General features: G+C 45.1%; 22 protein-coding genes and 1 riboswitch. Of the genes, 12 read left to right on the top strand and 10 right to left on the bottom strand.

The genetic code is table 11. The features are described 5' to 3' along the window. Positions 1-95 precede the first annotated feature (95 nt). Positions 96-1541 (bottom strand): catalase, encoded by a 1446-nt coding sequence (locus B143_RS0108455; protein WP_018122935.1) that lies wholly within the window; start codon positions 1539-1541, stop codon positions 96-98. Positions 1542-1926: 385 nt separating this feature from the next. On the opposite strand from B143_RS0108455, the gene B143_RS0108450 reads away from it, so the two are divergent. After that, entirely contained in the window at positions 1927-6702 is a 4776-nt protein-coding gene (locus B143_RS0108450; RefSeq protein WP_018122934.1) for an alpha-2-macroglobulin family protein, read from the top strand. A 49-nt stretch (positions 6703-6751) separates the two neighbouring features. On the opposite strand, the gene B143_RS0108445 is transcribed toward B143_RS0108450, so the two are convergent. The 4 genes from B143_RS0108445 to B143_RS10090 all read right to left on the bottom strand — a co-directional run bounded on the left by B143_RS0108445 (position 6752) and on the right by B143_RS10090 (position 11264). Beyond that, positions 6752-8086, bottom strand: coding sequence for a CoA-disulfide reductase (locus B143_RS0108445; protein WP_018122933.1), 1335 nt, complete (start codon positions 8084-8086; stop codon positions 6752-6754). 10 nt (positions 8087-8096) lie between these two features. Further along, positions 8097-9512 (bottom strand): L-cystine transporter, encoded by a 1416-nt coding sequence (locus B143_RS0108440; protein WP_018122932.1) that lies wholly within the window; start codon positions 9510-9512, stop codon positions 8097-8099. A gap of 25 nt (positions 9513-9537) precedes the next feature. Further along, on the bottom strand, positions 9538-10212 hold the full coding sequence (locus B143_RS0108435; RefSeq protein ID WP_018122931.1) for an MBL fold metallo-hydrolase: 675 nt from the start codon (positions 10210-10212) through the stop codon (positions 9538-9540). 92 nt (positions 10213-10304) lie between these two features. Then, the gene (locus tag B143_RS10090) at positions 10305-11264 is read right to left on the bottom strand and encodes an urease accessory protein UreH domain-containing protein (RefSeq protein WP_018122930.1); all 960 of its coding nucleotides are present in this window, start codon (positions 11262-11264) and stop codon (positions 10305-10307) included. A gap of 274 nt (positions 11265-11538) precedes the next feature. Between B143_RS10090 and B143_RS0108425 the strand changes: the two genes are divergently transcribed. From B143_RS0108425 to thiE, 6 genes are all read left to right on the top strand, one after another. Beyond that, positions 11539-11853 carry a DMT family transporter gene (locus B143_RS0108425; RefSeq protein ID WP_018122929.1) on the top strand — a complete coding sequence of 105 codons (315 nt, stop codon included), beginning with the start codon at positions 11539-11541 and terminating at the stop codon, positions 11851-11853. 2 nt (positions 11854-11855) lie between these two features. Continuing rightward, complete coding sequence (locus B143_RS0108420) at positions 11856-12215, top strand: DMT family transporter (RefSeq protein WP_018122928.1); 360 nt, start codon at positions 11856-11858, stop codon at positions 12213-12215. A gap of 93 nt (positions 12216-12308) precedes the next feature. Further along, complete coding sequence (gene fnr / locus B143_RS09770; protein ID WP_051028017.1) at positions 12309-13016, top strand: fumarate/nitrate reduction transcriptional regulator Fnr; 708 nt, start codon at positions 12309-12311, stop codon at positions 13014-13016. Between the two features lie 12 nt (positions 13017-13028). Further along, a riboswitch (TPP riboswitch) is annotated at positions 13029-13124 on the top strand. Between the two features lie 25 nt (positions 13125-13149). After that, positions 13150-13932 carry a hydroxyethylthiazole kinase gene (gene thiM / locus B143_RS0108410; RefSeq protein WP_018122927.1) on the top strand — a complete coding sequence of 261 codons (783 nt, stop codon included), beginning with the start codon at positions 13150-13152 and terminating at the stop codon, positions 13930-13932. A gap of 9 nt (positions 13933-13941) precedes the next feature. Further along, entirely contained in the window at positions 13942-14751 is an 810-nt protein-coding gene (gene thiD, locus B143_RS0108405; RefSeq protein ID WP_018122926.1) for a bifunctional hydroxymethylpyrimidine kinase/phosphomethylpyrimidine kinase, read from the top strand. Further along, positions 14748-15398, top strand: coding sequence for a thiamine phosphate synthase (gene thiE, locus B143_RS0108400; RefSeq protein ID WP_018122925.1), 651 nt, complete (start codon positions 14748-14750; stop codon positions 15396-15398). The genes thiD and thiE overlap by 4 nt, the downstream gene beginning before the upstream one ends. A gap of 45 nt (positions 15399-15443) precedes the next feature. On the opposite strand, the gene nfsB is transcribed toward thiE, so the two are convergent. Genes nfsB through argF form a run of 5 tightly spaced genes read right to left on the bottom strand, consistent with a single transcriptional unit; the run spans position 15444 to position 19072 of the window. Beyond that, positions 15444-16088 (bottom strand): oxygen-insensitive NAD(P)H nitroreductase, encoded by a 645-nt coding sequence (gene nfsB, locus B143_RS0108395; protein WP_018122924.1) that lies wholly within the window; start codon positions 16086-16088, stop codon positions 15444-15446. A 9-nt stretch (positions 16089-16097) separates the two neighbouring features. After that, a complete protein-coding gene (locus B143_RS0108390) occupies positions 16098-16874 on the bottom strand; it encodes a UDP-2,3-diacylglucosamine diphosphatase (RefSeq protein WP_248647524.1) in 777 nt (258 codons plus the stop codon). After that, positions 16855-17355, bottom strand: coding sequence for a peptidylprolyl isomerase (locus B143_RS0108385; RefSeq protein WP_008316042.1), 501 nt, complete (start codon positions 17353-17355; stop codon positions 16855-16857). Before B143_RS0108385 ends, B143_RS0108390 begins: the two co-directional genes overlap by 20 nt. 26 nt (positions 17356-17381) lie before the next feature. Continuing rightward, a complete protein-coding gene (locus tag B143_RS0108380; protein ID WP_018122922.1) occupies positions 17382-18017 on the bottom strand; it encodes a peptidylprolyl isomerase in 636 nt (211 codons plus the stop codon). 50 nt (positions 18018-18067) lie between these two features. Next, the gene (gene argF / locus B143_RS0108375) at positions 18068-19072 is read right to left on the bottom strand and encodes an ornithine carbamoyltransferase (RefSeq protein ID WP_018122921.1); all 1005 of its coding nucleotides are present in this window, start codon (positions 19070-19072) and stop codon (positions 18068-18070) included. Between the two features lie 145 nt (positions 19073-19217). Here argF and glmU point away from each other — a divergent pair, with 145 nt between their 5' ends. From glmU to B143_RS0108350, 5 genes are all read left to right on the top strand, one after another. Continuing rightward, positions 19218-20585 carry a bifunctional UDP-N-acetylglucosamine diphosphorylase/glucosamine-1-phosphate N-acetyltransferase GlmU gene (gene glmU, locus B143_RS0108370; RefSeq protein WP_018122920.1) on the top strand — a complete coding sequence of 456 codons (1368 nt, stop codon included), beginning with the start codon at positions 19218-19220 and terminating at the stop codon, positions 20583-20585. Between the two features lie 94 nt (positions 20586-20679). Continuing rightward, positions 20680-20997 carry a c-type cytochrome gene (locus B143_RS0108365; RefSeq protein WP_008316046.1) on the top strand — a complete coding sequence of 106 codons (318 nt, stop codon included), beginning with the start codon at positions 20680-20682 and terminating at the stop codon, positions 20995-20997. Between the two features lie 93 nt (positions 20998-21090). Then, positions 21091-22401, top strand: a complete 1311-nt coding sequence (locus B143_RS0108360) for a ferredoxin reductase family protein (RefSeq protein ID WP_018122919.1) — start codon at positions 21091-21093, stop codon at positions 22399-22401. Positions 22402-22547: 146 nt separating this feature from the next. Then, positions 22548-24446, top strand: coding sequence for an NAD(P)-binding protein (locus B143_RS0108355; RefSeq protein ID WP_018122918.1), 1899 nt, complete (start codon positions 22548-22550; stop codon positions 24444-24446). A gap of 1 nt (position 24447) precedes the next feature. Beyond that, positions 24448-25743: a cytochrome c gene (locus B143_RS0108350; protein ID WP_018122917.1), complete on the top strand. Its 1296-nt coding sequence runs from the start codon at positions 24448-24450 to the stop codon at positions 25741-25743. Positions 25744-25810 lie beyond the last annotated feature (67 nt).

The raw sequence follows: 25810 nt of genomic DNA, 5'->3' as shown, positions 1-25810 counted from the left end.
ATGAGAAGAGGAAACTAATTGTAGCGGATTTTCCATCAAAAAAGCCACATGCAAGCATGTGGCAAAACTCGATGTCAGTGGGGGAGTACTGACAATTACAATTTGATGTTAAGGCCTTTAGCGACGCCTTCACCGTAAGCTTGATCCGCTTTAAGGAAATGGGCGATCTGACGGCGTTGAATGTATTCATCAACGGTGCGCATAGAATCCACTAAGTTATCGATCAACAATTGTTTTTGCTCATCGTTCATTAAACGGAATAAGTTACCCGCTTGGCTGTAATAATCCGTATCTTCACGATGATCGTATTGATAAACGGCACCATCTTGCCCAACATTGTAGGCAGGATTTTTATGATCCGTTTGCTTTGGCGCATCGCTGAAGCTATTGGGTTCATAGTTAGGTGCACTGCCTTGGTTGCCATCAAAACGCATGGCGCCATCACGTTGATAATTGTGGTATGGGCATTTTGGTGCGTTCACTGGCAATTGTTGATAGTTGGTGCCAATGCGATAACGTTGTGCATCTGCATATGCAAAAATACGACCTTGTAGCATTCTATCGGGTGATAAACCTGTGCCCGGAACCACGTTGCTTGGCGCCATGGCCACTTGTTCAACTTCTGCAAAGTAGTTGTCAGGATTGCGATTTAACACAATTTCACCCACTTCAATCAAAGGATGCTCTTTGTGTGACCACACTTTTGTCACGTCAAAAGGATTCTCTTCACGATTGGCGGCTTCCTCTTCGCTCATCACTTGGATGTACACGCCCCATTTAGGGTAATTGCCGCTGTCGATGGCATGATATAAATCTTCTTGCGCATAATCAGGGTTGGTGCCCCCTAAAACTTCTGCATCTTTTGGATGAATATTTTTGATGCCTTGTTTGGTTCTAAAGTGCCATTTGATCCATGTGCGCACGCCATCTTTATTGACTAAGCTATAAGTATGGCTACCATAACCGTGCATGTGGCGGAAACCGTCTGGAATCCCGCGATCAGAGAATAAAATGGTCACTTGGTGCAAAGATTCAGGTGATAAAGACCAGAAATCCCACATGGCGCGCGGTGATTTTAAGTTGGTGCGTGGATCACGTTTTTGTGTGTGGATGAAATCTGGGAATTTGATGGCATCACGGATGAAGAAAACAGGCGTATTATTGCCCACAACGTCAAGGTTGCCTTCTTGTGTGTAAAATTTCACGGCAAAGCCACGTGGATCGCGCGCTGTATCGGCTGAACCGCGTTCGCCGCCCACGGTTGAAAAGCGCATGAATACAGGCGTTTCTTTCCCCACTTGTGAGAATAAATCTGCATGGCTGTATTGCGTGATGTCATGGGTTACAGTAAATAAACCATGTGCACCGCCACCTTTGGCATGTACGCGACGCTCAGGAATGTTTTCACGGTTAAAGTGCGCCAATTTTTCTACTAAATGGTAATCTTCTAAACTCACAGGTCCGCGGCGGCCAGCGGTGATGGAGTTTTGGTTATCGGCAATCGGGGCGCCGTTGGCACTGGTTAAATATTTTTCTGACATATGAAGCTCCTCTATTGGTTATTCAGATGATTGATCTATAGAGCCATCCTAACGATCACACAGCATAAAGGCTAATTAAGAGAATCTTGCAGACTCATAAGGGAAATTTATGAGTCTGCACAGCCTGTGGATAACTTTGTGCATAAATACAGCAATTTTTATATATTAATAACCATATCAAATATTTATGTGATATGGAAATGTGGGTAACTTTTTGTGTAAAAAGTGTGATCTAGGGCAGATATCTCTATATTAATAATCTTTATGATGCTGATAAACAAGATTTTTCCGTTATATCATCCAGTAAATATTCCCTGTGGATAACATAGTAATTGCTCACAATATTTGCGATAATTTTGAGCAATCAACCATAAAGGATGGCACTATGATCCCCCTGAAACGCTCGCTGCTGATGGCAGCTTTGGCCGCATTACCAGTGTTTGCGCACGCACAAGTGGCTTCCATTAATTTAGCTAAATTCGATGATCAAGAAACCGTCACGGTTTTTTTTGATGATCCACAAGTTTTTAAACAAGATCAATTGCAAAAGCTCTTTGTGGTTGAAAAATATGATTATGAAGATTGGACGCGAAAACCCGACACCAAGGGTCAATGGCATTTGAGTAAAGATGGTTATCGTTTGTCATATTATCCAATTGGCGCGGGCGATTACTTAGTGAAATCGGGATCATTTAAGGATCACGGCGGTAATGAATATCGTGAGTATTTATATGTGGGTGAAGCGTCTTCCTCCGTCAAAATCATGGGCAGAGGTCCTGTGATGCCAATTGCCCAAGGTGCACTCAGCATTGAGATGATGGGCACGGAAGAGGTGGACATTGAGTTTTTTAAACTGGATCATTTGCCGCAATTTTTAGAGCGCTTTTACATTGGCTCGAATATCAGTCAATGGGATTTGAGCCGCTATGTAAAAGACATGACACCTGCGGGCATTTTCCGCTATCGTGCCCCAAGTCACATTGATACCACGAAAAAAACACTGCACAACATTCCGGTGGATCAAAACATTACATCCGGTGCATACATTGTTACGGTCAATGCTGCTGGTGAAATCAGCCGCAATTTAGATACGCGCATTTTATTCATTACGGACATGGGTTTGCATGCTCGTTTGTATCCGAATGAAACCGTGATTGTGGGCAATCAATTTTCCACAGGAACGCCGATTGATGGGGCAACGGTTGAAGTGTGGCGCAATGATCAAGGCAAAGTTGCCATCACTGAAGATCTGTGTTGGTTTAAGGATGGCGTTTGTCGCATTCCACAAAAATTAACGCGTGATGACATTGTCGTGGCTAAAAAGGGCTCGGATGTTTCCATTTTGCCATTGAAAGAAATTGCCCTTGATCTCAATGATTATGCGGTCGATGGCGCGTCATACAATGATCAAATGGCGTATGTTTACAGTAACCGCGAGCTCTATCGCCCCGGTGAAACCATGCCCATGAACATTTTACTGCGCAATCAAGATGGGCAAATGTTGCCAAAGCAGCCCATCAACATCCGTTTGATCAATCCTGAACATAAAGTGGTGTATGACAATACGGTTGAATCCATTGAAGCGGGTTTTTATCAAACCCATTTATCCACAAGTGCTGCGGATAAAACAGGGCGTTATCGCGTGGAAGTGCGCACAGATGCCGCCAGTGAAAAACCCAATGGTGCGTTAAATTTATTCATTGAAGAATTCATGCCAGAGCGCATGGCACTGACATTGTCTGGTGTGAAAGATCAATATGATCTGCATGATGATGTGATGCTTGGCATGGATAGTCACTATCTTTTTGGCGCGCCTGCCAGTCACAATGGCGTGAAGATTCAAGGGGATTTACGCGTCAATCGTACACCGTTTAAAGGTCATTCCGATTGGTATGTGGGTACAATCGATTTTCCATTCAATGCTGTGACGGATCAAATCGCTTATGACAGTACATTAAATGCTGAAGGTAAAGGCGAACAGCGCCTATCTTTAGGTGTGGAATCAGGTTTGCCTGCGGTTTCTGCTGTTTTGGGTTTAGCGGCAAATGTGACGGTGTTAGATGGTCAAACCAGTGGCATCACGCGCAGTTTTAAAACAGACTTTTGGCCCACCAATGTGGTGCCCGTGATTCGCCCGCTCTTTGGAAAAAATGAGCTCGGCTATGGATCAGAAGCCACATTTGAGATTTTCACTGCCAAGCAAAATCAGCAATATGGCACAGGTGATTTAAAACTCACCTTAAAATATAAGGACAGCGCCTGCACATGGGTTTATAACCCAAACAGCGGCTGGGATTGCCATGAGAATTATAATTATCAAATTCGTGAACAAAAAGTGGTGAAAGCAGCCGGCAAACCGATCACTTATCAAGTCAATCCCAACAGTTGGGGCAATTATATTTTAGAGGTGGAAGATTTATCTTCCCGCATGGTGACGCAATATCCGTTCAGTGCTGAATGGTCAAGCACCTCATCTGGGCAATTGCCAGCGGTGAAGCCCAATGCTTTGGCGCTTTCCACCGATAAAGCGGCGTATCAAACGGGCGAAACCATTGCCCTGACGATTGATGCACCTTTAGATGGTAATCTCACGTTGATGTTAGAGGGCGGGCAATTGCTGTACACCCAAAATCTCAATGTGAAAAAGGGGCAAACCATAGTTAAAGTACCATTAAATGCGGATTGGAATCGTCATGATCTTTATCTATCGGGTTTCTTGCTCTCCACCACAAAGCAGAAAGAAGTGGTGCGTTCACTCGGTTTGATTCCCATTCATTTGAATCGCGCGGATCGTTTATTGTCGCCAAAAGTCAGTGCAACCACAGTGGCATTGCCGGATCGCCCAACCACCATTAAGATTTCTGTCCCAAATGCAGATCAAGAGTCACTGTATGCCACTGTAAGCATTACAGATCAAGGCATTTTAAACATGATTCCTGAACGCGCCATGAGCATTTTTGATGCCTTTTTTGCCCATCAAAAATATGGCGTGGACATCATCGACTATTACAATCGCCTCTTTAAACGCGGTGCTTATGCATTATTGGTGCCAAAATTCGGGGGAGATGGTCAAGCATCCGCTGAAGATGGTTTAAGCATTGATAATATGACCGAGATGAAAACCGTTTCTCTGATGAGTGAGCTCATTGCCTTAGATGACAATGGACAAGGTGAAGTGACATTATTGTTGCCTGATTTTAATGGCGAAGCGCAAGTTGAGGTGAAAGTCTTTTCAAACAATCGTATGGGTGAGCAACAAGAAAAAATGATCATTCGCGCGCCCATTGTGGCAGACATCGTAACGCCGCGCTTCATTCGCGTGGGTGATGAGAGCAATGTATCGCTGTCTTTGCACAATTTGAGCGGTGAAAAAGATGACGTGAAAATTCATGTCACAAGCCCTGAATTGGCCTTGGATTTTGCTGAAAGGGTCACGTTAAAAGATGGCGAAAGTCGTCAGCATTTGATTCCGATTTCATTGCCTGAATACACACAAGGTGCGGACATTGCATTGTCAATTGATGCAAAAAGTTATCAAGCAGAGCGCAATTATCGCTTAGGAACGGATCCCATCACAGAGCGCACCACACAATATCAACGTGAATTGTTGCCTAAAGGTCAAACATGGGTGAGAAATGCGGCGCTCACAGATCCATTTGATCGCAACTATCAGGAGCGTTTGACATTATCGCGTCATCCGCAAGTGAATGTGCTCTCTTATACTGATGGTTTATTCAGTTATCCATATGGTTGTACTGAGCAAACGACCAGTGCAGCGTTCCCATGGTTGTTTAAAAGCAATCCTTTGTTAGATGGGCAAAAAGAGCAAGTGTATCGCAATTATGAAGCGAGCCATCAAACTGCCAATGGTCCGCGCTTAGAGTATGCCGCATGGGAAAAAGAGATGCTGCGCGATGTGGTCAAACAGTTGGTTGATCGTCAGCGTGAGGATGGTGGTTTCTCATTTTGGACAGCTGGGGAGAGTTATTTCCCAACCTCTGTGTATGCGTTAGACTTTTTAACGCAATTGGCGAAGCAGGATCCAAGTTTAGTCTCCCCAACGGTGGTGGATCAAGGATTGCGTTATGTGAAGCAGCGCTTAACTGAAACGTATCAAGCCTCGAACAATGCAGGTGCTTATCTATTAGGTGAGTCTGAACTGAATAATTTAAGTTATGGCGTATGGTTATTGGCACGTGAAGGTAAAATCTTCAGTGCGGACATTGCATTTTTAGAGCCTTATACCGCCGCATTGAGTCCTTTGAGCCGTGTTTATTTAGCGGGAGCAAACTTAATGTTGAGTCATCCGACGGCTGCACGCAATTATCTCAATCATTTAGATTTTATGGGTTGGCAGCGTGATTTTGGGGCTTATCAAACGCGTGTTTCGGCTTTAGCAAATGCGATCAATGTGCTCAATGAATTGACGGTGAAAGGTTTGTTTACAGATGTAGCCAAAACTCAGCAGCTGAATGTTGATCTCAATAATGCATTGAATCAAAAGCAATATTTCAGTACGCAAGAGCGCTATGCGCTCATTAAAGTGGGCATCGATACGATTGAGGATACAGTGCCGTTATCTGTTTTGATCAATGGTCAAGCCGATGAAGTGACGCCTGATGAGCCCATCAATGCCAATCACATTGCCAAATTAACGGCAGAAGAGCCGCTCTTTTTAGAGTATGAAATCTCAGGTTATCCTTCAAAGGCTTTAGATGCGCGTACCTTTAATGTGGATTTTGCAAAAGATTATGTGACAGGCGATGCCCAAGCATTGTCAGTCGGTGAGCACTTTGTGGTGTATGTCATGCTCAAATCTGAAAAGAATCTACCGAATGCATTGCTCGCTGATTTTGTGCCCACAGGCTTTGTGCTCGTTAATCCAAATTTAGTGACGGACAACGTTGATGAATTTTATGAGCAGTACAACGCCACGAATTTAACGCGTAATGTGCTCACGCATGAAGAGTATCGCTTTGATCGCTATGTGGCGGCGTTTGACCTGAAAGCTGGGGAAACGTACCGCTTTGCATATGTGTTAGAGGCGCAAGTGCCAGGGCATTATCAAGTGCCGATTACGTTGCTTGAGGATATGTACATTCCTGAGCTTCGAAACATTATGGTGACCAAAGGGCGTTATCGCATCGAGGCAAAACCATAGATCATAAAAAAACCGCAGCAAGCTGCGGTTTTTTTATTCAGTCAATCGACTATTTTGCAATGCTGCCGGCAATGTTTAAGGCATCCCACACGCGAGCAAACGGCGGGGCATAAGCAAAGTCTAAAAAGGCAAGATCATCGGTGGTGAGCTTTGTCATAATTGCCACGCTTAAAGCGTGCATACGATGGACAGCGCCACCATTTTCACCAAACACTTGCGCACCCAAAATCACTTTAGTGTCAGGATGATAAAAGAGCAAAATGGTGAGCATTGCTTGCCCTTTGCAGTAGTTGGCGTGGTTTTTATCCGTCAAAATGACTTTTTGATGGGGAATGTTATGGGCAGCGAGCTCTTTACTTGATAACCCAACGCGCCCAGCTTCCACGGATAATAGTTGTACAGCGGCGGCATTGAGTAGACCTTTAAAAGCTTTTTGTCCGCCCACAATGTTTTCCCCAATGATGCGCCCAAGCTTATTTGCGCCCGTTGCCAAAGGTGAGTAAACATCTGTCTGTAGCTGAGCATGCCAAACGGTGGCGCAATCACCGGCTGCATAGATGTGCTCAACATTTGTTTGCCCATATTCATTGGTGCGAATCGCGCCATTTTGGAGCATTGCTAAACCACTCTCTTTCAAGAAAGCTGTGTTTGGGCGCACACCGGTACACACCACCACTAAATCAGAAGGATAGTGACCGCGCGATGTTGTGACACCCGTCACTGTATGCTCACCTTCGATTTTCGTGACTGACTCATTGAGATGCACATGCACAGACTCATGATCCTCTAAAGTTTTGAGCAATAATGCTGACAATTCAGGCTCAAAAGCTTCAGGCATGATGCGATCTTCACGCTCAAATAGATGAACGGTTTTGCCAAGGTGAACCAAGGCTTCCACCAATTCAAGTCCAATGAAACCGGCACCGATTACTGTCACTGTTTGGATGGCATCTGTGCGTACAATTTCACGCAATGCTAAACCATCGTGCATGGTTTTGAGGGTGAAGACATTGTTGAGGCTCACATTTTCAATTGGCGGAATGATGGCGCTGCCGCCGGTTGCGATCATCAAGCGATCATAATGATCCTCAAAGGTTTTGCCATCATGGCTGACTTTAAGGGTTTTTGCCGCAGGATCAATCGATTCAACGGTGTGCAATGTCTTGACTGTAATGCCTTTTTTGGCAAAATCCTCAGGTGTTAATTCAGACATATAAGTTGGGTCATCAAACTCACCGCCCACATAATAAGGCAACCCACAAGCGCCAAAGGAAGTGATGTCGCTCGCTTCATACACCACAATGTCCGCCGTTTTATCCATGCGTTTAGCTTTTGCCGCAACGCTCATGCCTGCAGCTTGTGCCCCAATGATGATGATTCTCATGCTGACCTCCTTAGTTCAACTCATTTGTGCTTGAGTCTGAGTCTAATTGCACTTGTTCATTGCTGTTGAAAGTTTCAGTGTCAATTTCACCTAAAACGCGTGCAGTGACAGTACCGGCGGTGATGGAGCCTGAAACGTTTAACGCAGTTCGACCCATATCAATTAAAGGTTCAATGGAGATCAATAAACCGGCAAGTGCCACAGGGAAATCAATGGCAGAAAGCACGATGAGGGCCGCAAACGTTGCACCGCCGCCCACGCCAGCCACACCAAAGGAGCTGATGGCAATGATCACAAGTAACGGTAAAATGAAGCTGAGCGTCCAAGGATCAACACCCATCGTTGGCGCAATCATAAAGGCAAGCATGGCAGGATAGATACCGCCACAACCATTTTGACCAATTGTTGCCCCAAAGGATGCTGAGAAGTTCGCCACCCCTTCAGAAATCCCCAAACCTTGCGTTTGCGTACGAATGTTAAAAGGAATGGAAGCGGCGCTGCTGCGTGATGTGAAAGCAAAAATCAATACAGGGATGATTTTTTTCACATATTGAATTGGGTTTAAACCGGTGGCGGTGATGATGATCAAATGAATGATGAACATTGCGATCAAGGCAACGTAGGAAGCTGCCACAAAACTGATGAGTTTAACAATTTCTGCAAATTCAGAGATGGTCACCATTTTTGCCATCAACGCTAACACACCATATGGGGTTAAGCGCAAGATGATGGTGACTAAACGCATCACAATCGCGTGTGCCACTTGCATGAAGTGCTCAAATGATTTGAAAAGGTCAGGCTTTTTCTTCGCAACGCCCATCGCAGAAATGCCGATGAACACAGAGAAGATCACAACCGCGATGGTTGAAGTTTTGCGTGCGCCCGTCATGTCTAAAAATGGGTTGGCAGGAATGAAGTCAATGATCATTTGGGCAAATGAGAGATTGCCTAAATTGCTTTGTGTGGCTTCTAAATAAGAACCGCGCGCCGCTTCGGCAGAACCTGCCACCATGCCTTCGGCCGTTAAGCCAAAGAGATGCGCCACCACAATGCCCACAAAGGCTGCAATCATGGTGGTGATGACGAGCATGCCAATGGAAAGCGCACTGATTTTGCCAAGGGAAGAACCCTCTTTTAAACGAATGATGGCAGAGATCAATGACACCATGATGAGCGGCATGATGATCATTTGTAAGAGTTTGACGTAGCCGGTGCCCACAATGTCAATGTAGGCAACGGTATTGACTAAGCTTGGCGCGCCTTTCGTGTATAAGAAGTGCATGGCAAGGCCATAGAGCACGCCGAGCCCAAGGGCGGTAAAGACGCGTTTAGCGAATGAATAATATTTCTTTTGCATCCAAAAGAGTAGATACAACAGTGCCGCAAAGACGGCCAGATTGCTGAGGGTGATGAATACACTGTTCATAATAGGCTCCTTAATATTGATCCACCTAATGATTCATACGATAGGCCAAAAACTCTTGACGATTCGCTCGTTTTAAATATGGGTTGTTTTCAATCTGTGAAGCAAGTGTTGCGGTATCGCTCGGTCCATAGGCGTGTCCCGTATGAAGTGTCACATGATGGGGCACGGTTTTAACAATCTTTCTTAAGGACTCATATAAGTCACTAGGATTCGAGCCGGGCAAGTCTGCGCGCCCGCATCCGTTGATGAAAATAGTATCGCCCGTGATCAAGTCATCTGTCAATTCAAAGCAGACCGAACCACTGCTGTGGCCGGGTGTGTGGATGATTTTAACATGGGTGTTGCCAACGGATAATTGATCTCCATCATGAAAGCCCTGCACATCTTCGGGCAAAGGTAAAAATACTTTGCTCAAGAGGGCTGAGGGTTCATTTTTAATGAAATCGATCTCAATTTGTGAGGCATAAATGGGTACGGGTAATTTTGCGCGCAGGGCATCGACGGCATTGGTGTGATCATGATGCCCATGGGTGAGCCAAATGGCCTCTAAAGTGACACCTAAGCGCTCAAGGCGTTCGATGATGTAGTCAGCATCCCACGCAGGATCAATCACCACCGCTTTTTGTGTGGCATCATCAATGATGATGTGGCTAAAGTTTTCGTAAGGGCCAAATAGTTCTGTATCAATGCGATAAGACATCGTATTTTCCTTATTAAAGTTTCAAAAAAAAGTGCAATAACAGATGAATTCCATTATTGCACCATTTGATGGGTGATGACTAAGTTTCAGTGTTAATGATGCATCTGGCTATGATCCATATTGCTGTGATCCATGGTGTCATGGTTCATTTGGCTATGATCCATATTGCTGTGATCCATCGTGTCATGGTTCATTTGACTATGATTCATGTTGCTGTGATCCATTGTGTCATGGTTCATTTGGCTATGGTTCATGTTGCTGTGATCCATTGTGTCATGGTTCATTTGACTATGATTCATGTTGCTGTGATCCATTGCGCCGTGATTCATCTGACCATGATCCATCATCATGCCGTGGTCACCATGACCACCGTGATGGGCGTGAGCATCTTCTTTTAAGCCTAAATCTGCCATTAACATCGGCACGATATAAAAGAGTGTCATCACTAAAATCAAAATGCCCGCAGCTACGCGCAATTTTGGGGAAGTGAGCCATTTGCCCGCATAGTTCCCAAAAATGGAGAGGGACACCATGACCGCAAAGGTGCCGATGCCAAAGCTGAACATAATGAGCGGTGCTTCAATGAAAGTGGATGCATTTAAACTGATGGCAAATGCAGCATACACCATGCCGCATGGGAATAATCCCCACACCATGCCAGAGAGATAAGCGCGCAATGGCGTTGTGATCGGGAAGAACTTTTGGGATAACTTTGTAATGGGGGCAGCTAAACTTTTGAGGGGTTTTTCAATGAAGCCTAAAAATTTGGGAAAGCCAAAAAATTGCAGTGCCACAAAGATCATCAATATAGCTGCCAAATAACGCATCACCATTTGCAGTGGCTTTAAGTCATTGATGGCAATGCTTAAAATGGCAGCAATGATGCCTAAAATTGAATAGGTTGTGATGCGCCCAAGATTCGTTAAAAAGGCGGAAGATACATGATTTTTTTGTGTATTGATGCCAATGATCCCCACCACAGGGCCACACATCGAAATACAGTGGCCGGAGCCATAAAGACCCAATAAAAAGGCCGTGATGATTAATTCCATAGATTGCTCCCATTATTTTCATCGTTCATAAGTGGGGTGATTATAAGCATAATTTTTGCTTTTGTCTTAATAAAGCAACAAGGCTTGACGCAAGTAAAAATGAGGGGTTTGGGCTACAAGTGTAGATGGTTTTTGGCTACAATTGTAGATTCTTTAGGCTCAAAATTGAGTGAGCAACGCATAAAATTTATCTATTTTTGAAAATGCGATTAAGTCACACATTGAAGGATTTAATGCTAGAATGACAATCTTTTGAATACATATAAAGAAGAACATGCCTGCAAAACTACTCTTAGCTGGTGCCATTATTTTTGAAGCGCTTGGGATCGTCATGATGAAAGAAGCCCATGGCTTGACCGTATGGTGGGCGGTGGTTTTGATGTTGGTGTTTTTTGGTGTCTCATTTTTATGCTTTACATTTTGCTTGCGTAAAATGGAGGTTGCGGTCACGTATGCGATTTGGTCAGCGTCGGGGGCCGTGTTAATCTTCTTGATCGGGCTCTTTTTCTATAAAGAGGTGATCACCATCCCGATTGCAATTTGTTTAGCGCTGATCATCCTTGGCGTCTTAATATTGGGTTCTAAATAAATATGGCAGAATACGTTACTGGTTTTATTCAATTCATCGAAAGTTTTAATCCTTGGTTGATGCTAGTAATCGCTATTTTATTCAGCACTGTCGGTACCATCTGCTTGAAGTTGTCCGATGGCTTTGAGAAGAAAAAGCCCATCCTTGGCGTTGTCATTGGGTACAGTATTTTTTTTGTATTAATTAATATAATATTTAAACGTTTAGATGTGAGCATCGGGTATGCCGTTTGGTCAGGCTTATCAACTTTGATGGTGTCACTCTCTGGCGTTTTGATTTTTAGAGAACCACTCACCGGCAAGAAGGCTTTTGGGCTCTTTTTGATCATTTTAGGCGTGAGTGGACTCAGTTATTTGAGTTAAGTCTGATGGTATACATGGAATGAATGATTTCTGTGGTAATATCAGAATAATGGTTATGGGTCTGAATATTTAATAAATAAGTGAAGTTAATATATGTCTGTATTGAGAAATCTAAAAATTGCATGTAACAATTGTAGCTTGCAACAGCTGTGTATTCCCGTTGGGTTAGAAGGGGATGATTTCACTAAGTTGGAGTCAATTGTAGGTCATAGCCGACCATTACCACGTGGCAAGCATATATATCTTCCCGAGGATCGATTCACATCGTTGTATGCCATTCGTTCCGGTTCTGTGAAAACATATAATGTGGCCTCAGATGGCACAGAATATGTCACAGGTTTTTATCTACCGGGTGAAATCATCGGATTAGATGCGGTGGCAACGGGTGTGCATCCTTGTGGCGCTCGTACGCTTGAAACCACGAGTTTGTGTGAATTGCCGTATGATCGCTTAGAAGATTTATCGGCAGTGATTCCGGGTGTGTCTAAGCAATTGCTACGCATCATGAGTCAAGAGCTTCATTCTGAAGAACAATTGTTGATGATGGTCGGTTCACAATCCGCAGAAGCGCGTTTAGTGGCACTTTTCTTGAGCCTCTCTTCTCGTTTTGCGCGCCGTGGTTATTCTGCAACTGAGTTTGTACTCAGCATGTCCCGCTCGGACATTGGTAGCTTTTTAGGCTTAGCAGTGGAAACGGTGAGCCGTTTGTTAAAACGTTTACAAGAGCAAGGCTTGATTCAAGTGAATCATCGCGAAATCAAATTATTGGAGATGGAAAAACTGCGCGCTATGGTCAAATAGCCCGCCATCTTTATTGTCCACTGGGGGTGCATTTGCTGAGAAGGCTGAGCCTAACCCTTTTACCTGATCTGGTTAATGCCAGCGTAGGGAATGTGGGATCGCATCCCGACGTTGGCGCTATGAGGAGTCCATTATGGATGCTGATGCGTATTTACGTTCATTAAGAGCCGCCGCACCTTTGGTGCACAATATGACCAATCAAGTGGTGGCAAATTTTGTGGCCAATGGGTTATTAGCCCTTGGCGCTTCGCCCATTATGGCGTATGCGGAAGAAGAATCCGCTGAGATCACCGCCATTTGTCATGCCACTGCTTTAAACATTGGCACACTCACATCTCCCGTTTTCCATTCGATGTTATTGGCAGGTCGCTCTGCGAATGAGCACGACCATCCTTTGGTGTTAGATCCTGTGGGCGTTGGGGCGAGTGATTATCGTCAAAAAAGCATTGAGCGCCTATTATCCACCACCGAAATGACTTTAATCCGTGGCAATGCGGGCGAAATTGCCACATTGTGCGGCATTCAATGGTCAGCAAAAGGCGTGGACAGCGGTGATGGTCAGTATGATTTAAAACAGTTGGCGATGGAAGCAGCACAGCGTTTTAACTGTTTGATTGCCATCAGCGGGCAAACGGATTGGATCAGTGATGGTCAACGGGTGATCGGCGTAGAAAATGGTCAGCCACTCATGACAAAAGTGACCGGCATGGGTTGCTTATTGACCGCCGTGTGTGCTGCCTTTTTAAGTGTGGACAATTCATTAGAGAGCGTTGCGATGGCGCACGCATTGTATGGCATTGCTGGCGATAAAGCCTTTGAGCAAAGTCCATTGCTAGGCTCGTTTCAAATGCATTTTTTAGATCAGTTGTATGCTTTATCAGGCATTGATCAAGCACGCATCAAAATGATTCAATAGGAGAACAATATGATTCCTCAGGTGTGTACGATTGCAGGTTCTGATTGTGGCGGTGGCGCGGGCATTCAAGCCGATTTAAAAACTTTTCAAGAGCGTGATGTGTTTGGCACCTCGGTGATCATTGCCATTACGGCGCAAAATACCCTTGGCGTGCATGGCGTTTATCCTGTGCCGATTGAGGGCGTCATTGCGCAGCTTGATGCATTGTTCAGCGATTTTTCTTTAAGTGCCATTAAAACGGGCATGTTATTAAATAGCGAATACATCATCGCCATCAGTGATTATTTAAAAGCACATTCCACGGCGCCTTTGATTGTCGATCCTGTGATGATTGCCAAAGGCGGCGCATCTTTGATGGCAACGGAAGCAACGCAAGCGATGATCGAACACATGTTACCGATCGCAACCTTGATTACGCCAAACATTCCGGAAGCGGAAACCATTTTAAATCGCACCATCACGACAGAAGAAGAGATGGCGCAGGCAGCGAAAGACATTCAAGCCCTTGGCGCAAAAAATGTGCTCATCAAAGGTGGTCATTCTTTGAATGTAGAATCCGCACGTGATTTTCTTTGGACAGAAAAGGGCGAAGGCACTTGGTTTGAAAGTCGCCGCCATGCCACAAAAGATACGCACGGCACAGGCTGCACTTTCTCTGCTTGCATTGCCGCAGAAGTGGGCAAAGGGCAATCTTTAGAAGATGCCATTGGCATTGCTAAAGCCTTCATCACATCTGCCATTGTCCATGGCATTGAGGTTGGGCATGGTCATGGACCGACCAATCATGCTGCTTATCGTCAATTAGGAGCTGTGGAATGATCAATTGGCACAAAGCGCTGCGCCTCTATTTTGTGGCGGGCACACAAGACATTGCAGCGGATGAAACATTGGCTTCTGTTTTGCAAACTGCCATCATCAGCGGCATTACTTGTTATCAATTTCGGGAAAAGGGCACAGGCTCATTGACGGAACACAGTGAGCGCGTGCAATTGGCAAAAGCGCTGCAAGCATTGTGTAAAAGTGCGGACATTCCTTTCATCGTCAATGATGATGTGGCGCTGGCCATTGAAGTTAAAGCCGATGCTGTGCATGTGGGGCAATCGGATCGAGCCATTGCAGAAACCATCGCAATGGTCAAACCCCATGGCATTGATGTGGGTTTATCGGTCAATACGCTTGAGCAATTGGCGGCCGCGACTGAAGTTGCGGGCTTAGATTATGTGGGCGTTGGGCCCATTTTTCCCACGACTTCTAAATTAGATGCAGAACCTGCCATTGGTACGCAAGGCTTAAGTGCGCGCATTAAGGCTTATCCGGCTCTGCCTAAAGTCGCCATTGGCGGCATCACGGTGGACAATGCACCTTCTGTGTTATCCACAAAAGTGGAGGGCATTGCGGTGATCTCTGCCATTACGCAGTCAAACGATCGCAAAGCGGACATTCATCGACTGCTATTGAATCATTAATAAAAATCCCTGCCACGGCAGGGATTTTTATGGGTGAAATATGACTTAGAGCGCAGTAAAAATCTCATCTTCAGGCAAGCGTGATTTTGGTAATGTGGCGTTGTAATCTTCTTTGCTTGAAAAACCAAGCGTCACCACCACAATGCTGTGCAGATTTTTTTCTTGAAGGTTTAAGACTTCATCCATTTTTTCAGGGAAATAGCCTTCGATGGGCGTTGCATTGATGCCAAGGGCTTCAGCGCCTAATAGTAATGTGCCAAGGGCAATATACGCTTGGCGCTCACACCAATGATTTTGCATTTCACGGGTTTTTGAGTTTAAATCCACAAAGAATTTGCGCCCTTGTTCATTCGCCGCACGGTTTTCTGGTGTCGGATAGCGCTGATCTTGATCCTCTTGATCGGCAATGTGCAACAAAGCGGCATCATCTAAATGGTTCGAAACGGCAAACACAACCGTTAAAGGTGCATCCATGACTTTTGCTTGGTTTGCTTCCATCATTGCAGGTTTAATGCGCGCTTTAGCATCGTCGCTTTCGATCAAAAAGAAGTGCCAAGGCTGAGAATTAACGGAAGAGGGTGCATAGCGCAATAATGTTTTAATGCCTTCAATTTGCGCTTTTGATAATGGTTTTGTGGCATCAAAGGCTTTACAAGTTTTACGGGATTGAACAACATCCAAAATATTCATACAAAACTCCTATTTATGCAGTGGATCAATGGAAAAAGTATGGCGCGTGAGCCCCGACTGATCTAAGCGCAGATAATCGCCGCGGGTGTCCCAATCGCTCAGCACCCAACGTGTGCCATGGATTTGTGTGTGTACAGCCGGTTTATGAGTGTGACCATGAATCATGATCGATGCACCATATTGCACTAAAATGGATTCAATCGCCGCTTCATCCACATCGCAGCGGCAAGGCCCCTCTTCACAGCACACATGTTGTTGATATTCTTGGCTGGTTTCGCGCAGTTTATTGCCGATTTTAAGGCGACAACGGCGCGGCAAAGCCCTTAAAAGTTTCATCATCCAAGGATGACGAATGATGTTGCGATAGCGTTGATATTGCGTGTCGGCTAGGCACAATTGATCACCGTGCAGCACCACAATGTCAGGGGCAAAGGGCAGGGCATAAATCTCAGGGATGATGGACATGCCACAAGCATTGGCATACTGCTCACCTACGGCAAAATCACGATTGCCATGCTGAAAATGAATGGCAATGCGTTTGTCTGATAAGGCTTTAAACGTGCGGGCAATCTCATCGGTCAGAGCCGTTGCAATGTCATCGCCCACCCAAAAATTGAAAAAGTCGCCCAAGATGAAGAGATCTGTGGCATCTTCCTCAATTTTCGAGATGAAATCAAAGAAGGCCGCACATAGATCTGTGCGGCGCTCACTTAAATGAAGATCGCTGATGAAGTACACCACGCGATCATCGTTCGGTTTTAATAGATTAGTCAATGATTTCAACACGCTCAATGATGATGTCTTCAACAGGCACATCACCGTGACCGCGGCGAGAAGTGGTTTCCACTTTCTCAATGGCATCAATTACATCCATGCCATCGACCACTTTACCAAACACAGCATAACCCCAACCTTGTGGCGTTTCGCTTTTGAAGTTCAAAAAGCCATTGTCCACAGTGTTGATGAAAAATTGGTTGGTGGCAGAATGAGGATCCATGGTTCTGGCCATGGCTAAAGAACCGCGCACATTTTTAAGACCATTGTTCGCTTCGTTTTGAATCGGCGCACGTTGGCCATCGCGCTTGTCGATCATGCCAGGCTCTAAACCGCCGCCTTGCACCATGAAACCTGGGATCACACGGTGAAACAATGTGCCTTCAAAAAAGCCATCTTTGGCATATTGTAAAAAGTTTTCTGCCGTCACTGGCGCATTTTCATGGTCTAATTCAACAGTGAAAGAACCTTGATTGGTATGAAATTTGATCATGTTGTCTCCTAATGATTCGATGAGGCTTAAGCTGCAGGTGCAGACTCAGGCGCTGGGGTGATTGTTTCAGGCGAAGCTTCTGTCTTTGGCGCTTCGATTAAAGTCATTTTTTCAATGATCACAGGCTCAACGGGAACATCACTGCGCCCAAAGCCGCGGTTGCTTGTGGGCACTTGTTCAATGGCATCCACCACATCCATGCCATCGACAACGTGTCCAAAAACCGTGTAACCTGGATTGTTATCACTTTGATAGTTTAAATAAGCATTGTCCACCGTATTGATGAAAAATTGGCTGGTGGCAGAATTTGGATCACTGGTTCTGGCCATCGCAATGGTGCCTTTATCATTCGATAAGCCATTGTTTGATTCAATGTTCACCGGTGCACGCGTCTCTTTGGGCACTAAATTGCTGTCCCAACCGCCGCCTTGAATCATGAAGCCAGGAATCACACGATGGAAAATTAAATCATCATAATGGCCATCGACCACATATTGAATGAAGTTGCCGACAGTGTTCGGTGCTTTTTCGGGTTCAAGCGCCAATGTGATGTTGCCTTTATTGGTGATCATTTCCACAAAAATGGGCTGAGCATCATCGGCCGCAGCCACTTGGAAAGCGAGCACAGATGCGCCAGCTAAGGTCAATAAACGTTTTAACACAACATATCCTCTCAATGGATGAATCTATAATGGTGTTGATTATCGCAATTTTACGCTAAGGATGCGACCATTACTGCTTTAATGGTGTGCAAACGGTTTTCGGCTTGGTCAAATACGATGGAGTGGGCGCCTTCAAATACCTCGTGCGTCACTTCAACCCCTTGAGATAATTCAGGAAAATCCTTCATGAGTTTTTTACCTTCTGCGGTTTGATCATCATGGAAGGCGGGCAAGCAGTGAAGGAATTTCACATTCGGATTGTGGCTGGCATCAATTAAGGCTTGATTGACTTGATACGGGAAGAGTTCTGTAATGCGCTCTGCCCATTTATCTTTAGATTCTCCCATGGATAACCACACATCCGTATAGATGAAATCAACGCCATCCACGGCGGCTTTGGCATCTGTAAAGCATTCGATGGTGGCACCTGTTTCTTTGGCAATCGCTTGACACGTTTGCATGATCTCATCGTTTGGCATCAAGCTCTTTGGCGCACCAAAGTGAATGGTCATGCCCAATTTAGCGGCGATGATCATCAATGAGATGGCAACGTTATTATCAGAATCACCCACATAAGCAATTTTAACGTCGCTCAATGGTTTGTTGATGTGCTCTTCAATCGTTAATACATCCGCTAAGGATTGCGTGGGGTGAAATTCATCCGTTAAACCATTGAAAATTGGCACGCCAGCATATTTTGCTAAATCTTCCACAATAGAGTGGGCGGCACCACGAAATTCAATGGCATCATAAAAACGCCCAAGCACGCGTGCGGTATCTGCAATGCTCTCTTTGTGTCCCACTTGTGAGCTCACAGGATCTAAATAGGTCACATTTGCCCCTTGATCATAGGCCGCAACTTCAAACGCACAGCGCGTGCGTGTTGATGTTTTTTCAAAGATTAAGGCAATGTTTTTACCTTTGAGCTGCTGCGTCTCTTCACCGCGGCGCTTTGCTGCTTTTAAATCACGGGCTAAATCGAGTAAATAGCGGATCTCTTCTGGCGTATGATTCAAGAGGGTGAGCAAATGGCGTTGATGAAGTGGGGTGGACATAATGTTTCCTTAAAATAATGATGGGTAATTCTTTCATAATATCTTGCTCAAATTCAGATTTTCAAGCCTTTTTAGCCACATTTTAATTTACCCCCTTAAAATAGTGTAAAATCAGCCGCAATGCATAAACAATAAGAGGGACATTATGAAAGCTCTATCCGTTGTGATTCTCGCTGCCGGCAAAGGCACGAGAATGAAATCAAACTTACCTAAACCGTTGCACGAAATTGGCGGGCAGCCAATGCTGACGCATGTGCTCAATACTGCGCGTGCGCTTAATCCTACCCAACTCATTGTGATTTATGGTCACGAAGGGGAAAAGCTCAAAGCCCATTATCACGCGGATCAAGACATCACATGGGTTGAGCAAAAAACCTTTTTAGGCACAGGCGATGCCATGAAATATGCGTTGCCGAGCATTCTTGAAGACAGTAATGTTTTGGTCTTGTATGCAGATACACCGCTCATTGATCAAGCGACCTTAGAAAAAATGCTCACAAATGTGGATGATCAAAATGTGTGCTGGCTGACGGTAAAAGCCGATCAACCGTATGGTTATGGTCGCATTGTGCGCGATGATGCAGGCAATATGATGGCAATTGTGGAAGAAAAAGATGCGTCCACGGATCAAAAAGCAATCACAGAGATCAACAGTGGATTGTTTGCCGCTTCAAGTAAGGTATTGCATGCGACATTGCCACGTTTGCAGAATAATAATCAGCAAAAAGAATACTATTTAACGGATGTGGTGACGCTTGCTCGTGAAGATGGCATCGGCATTCGCACTGTTTCTGGGGATTTTACCTTGATTCGTGGTGTGAATGATCGCGTGCAGCTCTCTGAGCTGGAAGCCATTTATCAAAATGAACGTCGTCAAGCATTGATGCTATCAGGTGTAACATTGATCAACCCAGAAACGGTGACCATTCGTGGGGAGATTAAACTTAAAGGCACAGACATCATTATTGAGCCAAATGTGACGCTAGAAGGCGTGGTGTCTCTTGGGAACAATGTGCGCATTGGGCAGGGCTCTGTGATTCAAGGGGCAAAATTGTGTGACAATGTGACAATATTGCCATACTCCATGATCGAGCACTCATTGCTCTATGACAATGTCACCATCGGTCCATTTGCAAGATTGCGCACAAACAGCATTTTAAAAGCAGACAGCAAAGTCGGTAACTTTGTGGAAACTAAAAATGTTACGTTAGGGGAAGGCTCAAAAGCGAGTCACTTGACCTATTTAGGTGATGCAACGATTGGCCGCGATGTCAACATTGGAGCGGGCACCATCACCTGTAATTATGATGGGGCGAATAAGCATCAAACCATCATTGAAGACAACGTTTTTGTGGGCTCAAACAGCTCACTTGTGGCACCGGTTGAGATCAAAAAAGGGGCAACCATTGGTGCAGGCAGCATTATTTCCTCAACCATTACTGAAGGGGCATTGGCCTTAACGCGTGCAACGCTTCGCCAAGTGCAAAATTGGCGCAGACCCACGAAGAAGTAAATTTATGAGGAATAATTGACGGAACGATGGTAAAATGTTTCGTTACGAGTAGTAAATTTTTTTTGTTTTTGATATTGATCAAGAGGTTGTCATAATGAAAAAACATGTTTTAACATTAGCATTATTAGGTTTTGGTGTTGTTTCTTCTCAAGCATTTGCACAAATCGACCACGATTTAGCAATGCAAAGCGGTTGTTTAGCTTGCCACAAACAAAGCGAAAAAGTGATCGGTCCTTCTTATGATGAAGTTTATGAGAAGTATAAAGATGACGATGGCGCAGTTGAATACTTGATCACTAAAGTGACTCAAGGTGGTTCAGGCGTTTGGGGTGAAGTACCAATGACACCTAACGCACACGTACCTGCTGAAGACATCGAAACTTTAGTATTACAAATCATGCACGAAGAGTAATTGACTCTTTAGATGCTAAAAACCGCGAGATTTCGCGGTTTTTTTTCGCATCGAATAATGATGATTTCTACTTTAATACAATAAAGGTTCGTTATGAATAGACAACGCTTGATGATCCTCGGGATCATTACTCTCGCTCTGCTGGTTTGGGGCATTGATTTGTATCAACATCCCATCACTTGGTCGGGGATGGTTTTACGTAAGCAATTGATTTATTTATCAGGGCTCATGGCTTTTTTATTCATGGGACTGATTTTAGTGCTCTCGATTCGCCCGCGCTGTTTAGAGCGTTGGTTTGGCGGTTTAGATCAAATGTATGCCCTGCATAAATGGGCGGGCATTTTTGCCATTGGCTTTGCGGTGTTTCATTATCTCATTAAGTTGGGTAAACCTGTTTTTGCTTATTTGTTTGGGGCAGGGGCTGGCAAAGGGCCAAAACCAGAATTGTTTGGCTTTGAAGCGTGGCTCAAAAGTTTCTCTGGCATTGCGAAAGATCTTGGGGAATATTTGGTCTACTTTTTAATGGTGATGTTGGTGATCACCTTGTGGCAAAAGTTCTCTTATAAAATTTGGCGCCATTTGCATCGTTTGATGGCGCCAGTTTTCATTGTTTTGGCATTTCATTCATTGGTATTGATGCCGTTTTCTTATTGGACTGAGCCTGTTGGCATGCTGATTGTACTGGTTTCCGTTGTGGGTTCGATGGCGGCTGTGTGGGCAATGCTGGGAAAAATTGGGGCAGGGGTGAGACATCAAGGCACCATCATTGCCATCAAACATCATCATAGAATCATTGACGTGACGTGCCAATTGCCCAAAAGCTTTCATCATCAAGCCGGGCAATTTGCCTTTTTGCGCACGAGTGCCCTTGAAGGCGCCCATCCTTTTACATTGTCTTGTGCCGATCAAGGCAATGGACAGGTGCGTTTGACCATTAAGGATTTAGGCGATTATACCCATTCATTGATGACAAATTTACATGTTGGCGATACGGTCACGCTGGAAGGGCCTTATGGCTGCTTTCAATACAATGATCAGTCGCCCCAGGTTTGGGTGGCAGGTGGGATTGGCATCACGCCGTTCATGGCATGGTTAGAAGCGATGGTGAACAATCCTAAGATTCGTCCCGAAGTGGATTTTTATTATTGTGTTAAAACGCCACGTGAAGCCATTGATGTTGCGCATATTGAAGCATTGATCCATCAGTTACCGAATGTTCGTTTTCATCTACACATCAGTGATGAGGCAGGATTCTTAACAATGGATAAGATTGCGGCAAAAGCACCTGAAGCAAAAGCTGTGTGGTTTTGTGGTCCACAGCCTTTTGCCGAAAGCCTACGCAAAGATTTGCCGAAGCATTTACCAAAAGCAACTTTTCATCAAGAGCGATTTAATTTTAGATAACTCATTGATTATCCATATCCCAAGCACGACTTGGGATTTTTTTTGGCTAAAAAACTTGATGTTATGGGCATAAAGCCATAAAGTAGCCCTCCTTTTTTCGGCCAAGCCCTAAAAAGATTGTTGTTATATCAATAGGATGAAATTTTATGCCCATCACTCGTCGAGACTTTTTAAACGGCGTTGCACTCACCATTGCAACCGGTTTGACGCCCTTACAACAGTTAGCGAATGCCTCTGAATACATTGCTGCAATGGCAAATGGGGAAGATTACTATCCCCCAAAACTCACAGGACTGCGTGGCAGTCACAACGGATCATTTGAAGTGGCGCACCGTTTAGGGCGCGCAGCCGATACTTTTGATCTATCAGGTGATGTGGAAGAGACCTATGATCTCATCATCGTAGGGGCAGGCATCAGTGGATTAGCGGCGGCGCATCGCTATTTAGAAGTGTTTGGCGCAGACCAAAAAATTCTCATCCTAGACAATCATGATGACTTTGGCGGCCATGCTAAGCGCAATGAATTTGTGACCGAGAAGGGCACATTATTGACCTATGGCGGCAGTGAGTCATTACAATCGCCGCGTTCTGTTTACAGTGCTGAGGCCACAGACTTTATCCAAAAGATTGGCGTGGATCTGACGGAGCTTGAAGCGCAATTTGATGTGAATTTTTATCCAGATTTAGGTTTAAGTCGCGGCATCTATTTTGATCAAAAACATTTTGGTCGTCATACCATTGTGACGGGTGATCCTAGCCACAATGTGGCCGATGATGTGCCTCGTGGGCGAGAAAATGGTCGTCCGTATGCTGAATTTGTGGCGGATTTTCCAGTGAGCAGCAGTGATAAAGCTGCATTATTAGCATTGTATGAGGATCAAACAGATTATCTAGCTGAGATGACGCCCGAAGAGAAAACGGCCTATTTAGATCACACAAGTTATCGTGACTTTTTGCGTGACCGCGTCAAACTCTCTGATCAAGCCATTTTAGTGTTTCAGCAAGTGCCGCATGATTTTATGGCGGTGGGCATTGATGCCATCAGTTGCAGTGATGCGCGCGCCTGTACTTTACCAGGCTTTGGCGGCATGAATTTAGAGCCGTTAGATGAAGAGGCGCAAGCGGCGATTGATGATTTATACATTCATCATTTTCCAGATGGCAATGCATCGCTGGCTCGTTTGACCGTGCGCCGTTTGATTCCTGCGGTGGCTAAAGGCAAAACCATGCATGATGTGGTCAATGCACGCTTTGATTATGATGCCCTTGATCGAGCTGAACACAATGTGCGCATTCGTTTAAATTCCACAGTGATCCACGTGGAACATAATGGTGAACAAGCCACAGAAGTGGTCTATTATCGCGATGGCAAAGCCCATAAAGTCAAAGCGAATGCCACCATCATGGCGTGTTATAACATGATGATTCCTTTCATTGTGCCCTCATTACCAGAAGCACAAAAAGCTGCAATGCGCCGCAATGTGAAGGCGCCTTTGGTCTACACCAAAGTGGCGCTGCGTGATTGGTCTTGCTTTGTCAAAGCTGGCGTAAGCAACCTCTATTGCCCAAGCTCGCCATACAGCACTGTGAAATTGGATTATCCTGTTTCTATGGGCGGATATACGCATGCACAATCGCCAAGCGATCCTGTGGTGCTGCATATGATTTATGTGCCCACCATGCCAAGCAGTGGTTTGCCTGCCACGCGCCAAGCGGCAATGGGACGCGCGCATTTATTGGGCATGACGTTTGAAGATCATGAAGCCATCATCCGTGAGCAACTCGGTAACATGTTCACGCCGTATGGTTTTCAGCAATCGGATATTGTGGGCATTACAGTCAATCGTTGGTCGCACGGTTATGCTTATTATCCAAATTCATTGTTTGATGATGAGGCAGAGTTTGAGGCATTGATGGCCGTTTCAAAAGCACCGTTTGGCAATATCTTCATCGCCAATTCAGATTCTGAATGGGGCGCATATGCTCATGCCGCGATTGATGCGGCATATCGTACAGTGGATGAAATTAAACAAGGACGCGCATAAGATGAAAAATTTATTGACCCTTTTTAGCGCCACGTTGCTATGGAGCACTTTGACAATCGCCAGTGCCAATCCGATGAGCCGCGGTGAATATCTAGCGCATGCCGGTGACTGCATGGCATGCCACACACAAAATCCTGATCAACCTTATGGGGGCGGTCATGGTTTAGCTTCCCCGATTGGCACCATTTATGCGACCAATATTTCACCAGACACCACATATGGCATCGGCCACTATACGTATGAGGACTTTGCCAAAGCGATGCGTGATGGCGTGCGCCCAAATGGTGAGGCGCTGTATCCGGCCATGCCGTTTGTGTCGTATGCGAAAATCAATGATGAAGATATGCATGCACTGTATGATTATTTCATGCATGAAGTGACGCCAGTGGCTGTGCCCAATCGCACCAATGAGATTGAATGGCCGTTGAATCTACGCTTTCCAATGACCATTTGGAATCAGTTGTTCACATCGCCAGAGTTGTATCAATATGATGAAATGAAAAGTGCTGAGTACAATCGCGGGGCTTATTTGGTACAAGGTTTGGGGCATTGCGGCACATGTCATACGCCACGCTCCATTGCTTTGGTGGAAGAGGGTTTGACAGAAGCTTCCCCAAAATTTTTAGCCGGCGGACAAGTGGGGCATTGGTATGCGCCAAGTTTGCGCCATTTAGGTGAGATTGATGAGAATGAATTGCTCAAATTATTAAAAGATGGACGCAATGAGCAACATGCCTTTGCAGGTCCGATGAGTGAAGTGACCTCTTTTAGCTTACGCCATCTGACGGATGATGATTTGATGAGCATGATCATTTATCTCAAAGAGATTCAATTGCCCATGCCAACGCGCCTTCGTGGTGCGGATCACGTGAAACCCAGTGATGAAGGCATGCGCCTTTATCAGGATTTATGCTCAACGTGTCATGGTGATCAAGGGCAGGGGGAAAAGAATGTCGTGCCTGCATTGCGTGATCGTGGCTATGGTACAAAAGGCGATGCCATGAATGTGGCATTGGTGATGATTGAAGGGGCACAAACGGCGCACCGAGCGGATCGCTTACCCTATGAAATGCCCGCTTATGCCAATCGTTTAACAGATGAAGAGATTGCACAAATCACCAATGTGATTGTGGACAATGAAGCGTGGAACAATGATGGCGTGCCATTGGCAGAGCGTGATATTAAAACCCTTAAAGCAGAACCCTTTGTAGCGAGCGGCTGGTGGGTGATGGCTGGCGGCATCATTGCCGTGTGTGTTTTGATTTTGCTATTGTTGAGGTGGCGCAGAACATCATAAATGTTTCACGTGAAACATAGCACATAAAAAAGCCCCAAATGCTGTGATGCATTTGGGGCTTTTGATT

The organism is Wohlfahrtiimonas chitiniclastica DSM 18708, assembly GCF_000375345.1.
Taxonomy (GTDB): domain Bacteria; phylum Pseudomonadota; class Gammaproteobacteria; order Cardiobacteriales; family Wohlfahrtiimonadaceae; genus Wohlfahrtiimonas; species Wohlfahrtiimonas chitiniclastica.
The sequence above is the reverse complement of the archived record's forward strand: the minus strand, read 5'-3'. Positions and strand labels throughout refer to the sequence as shown.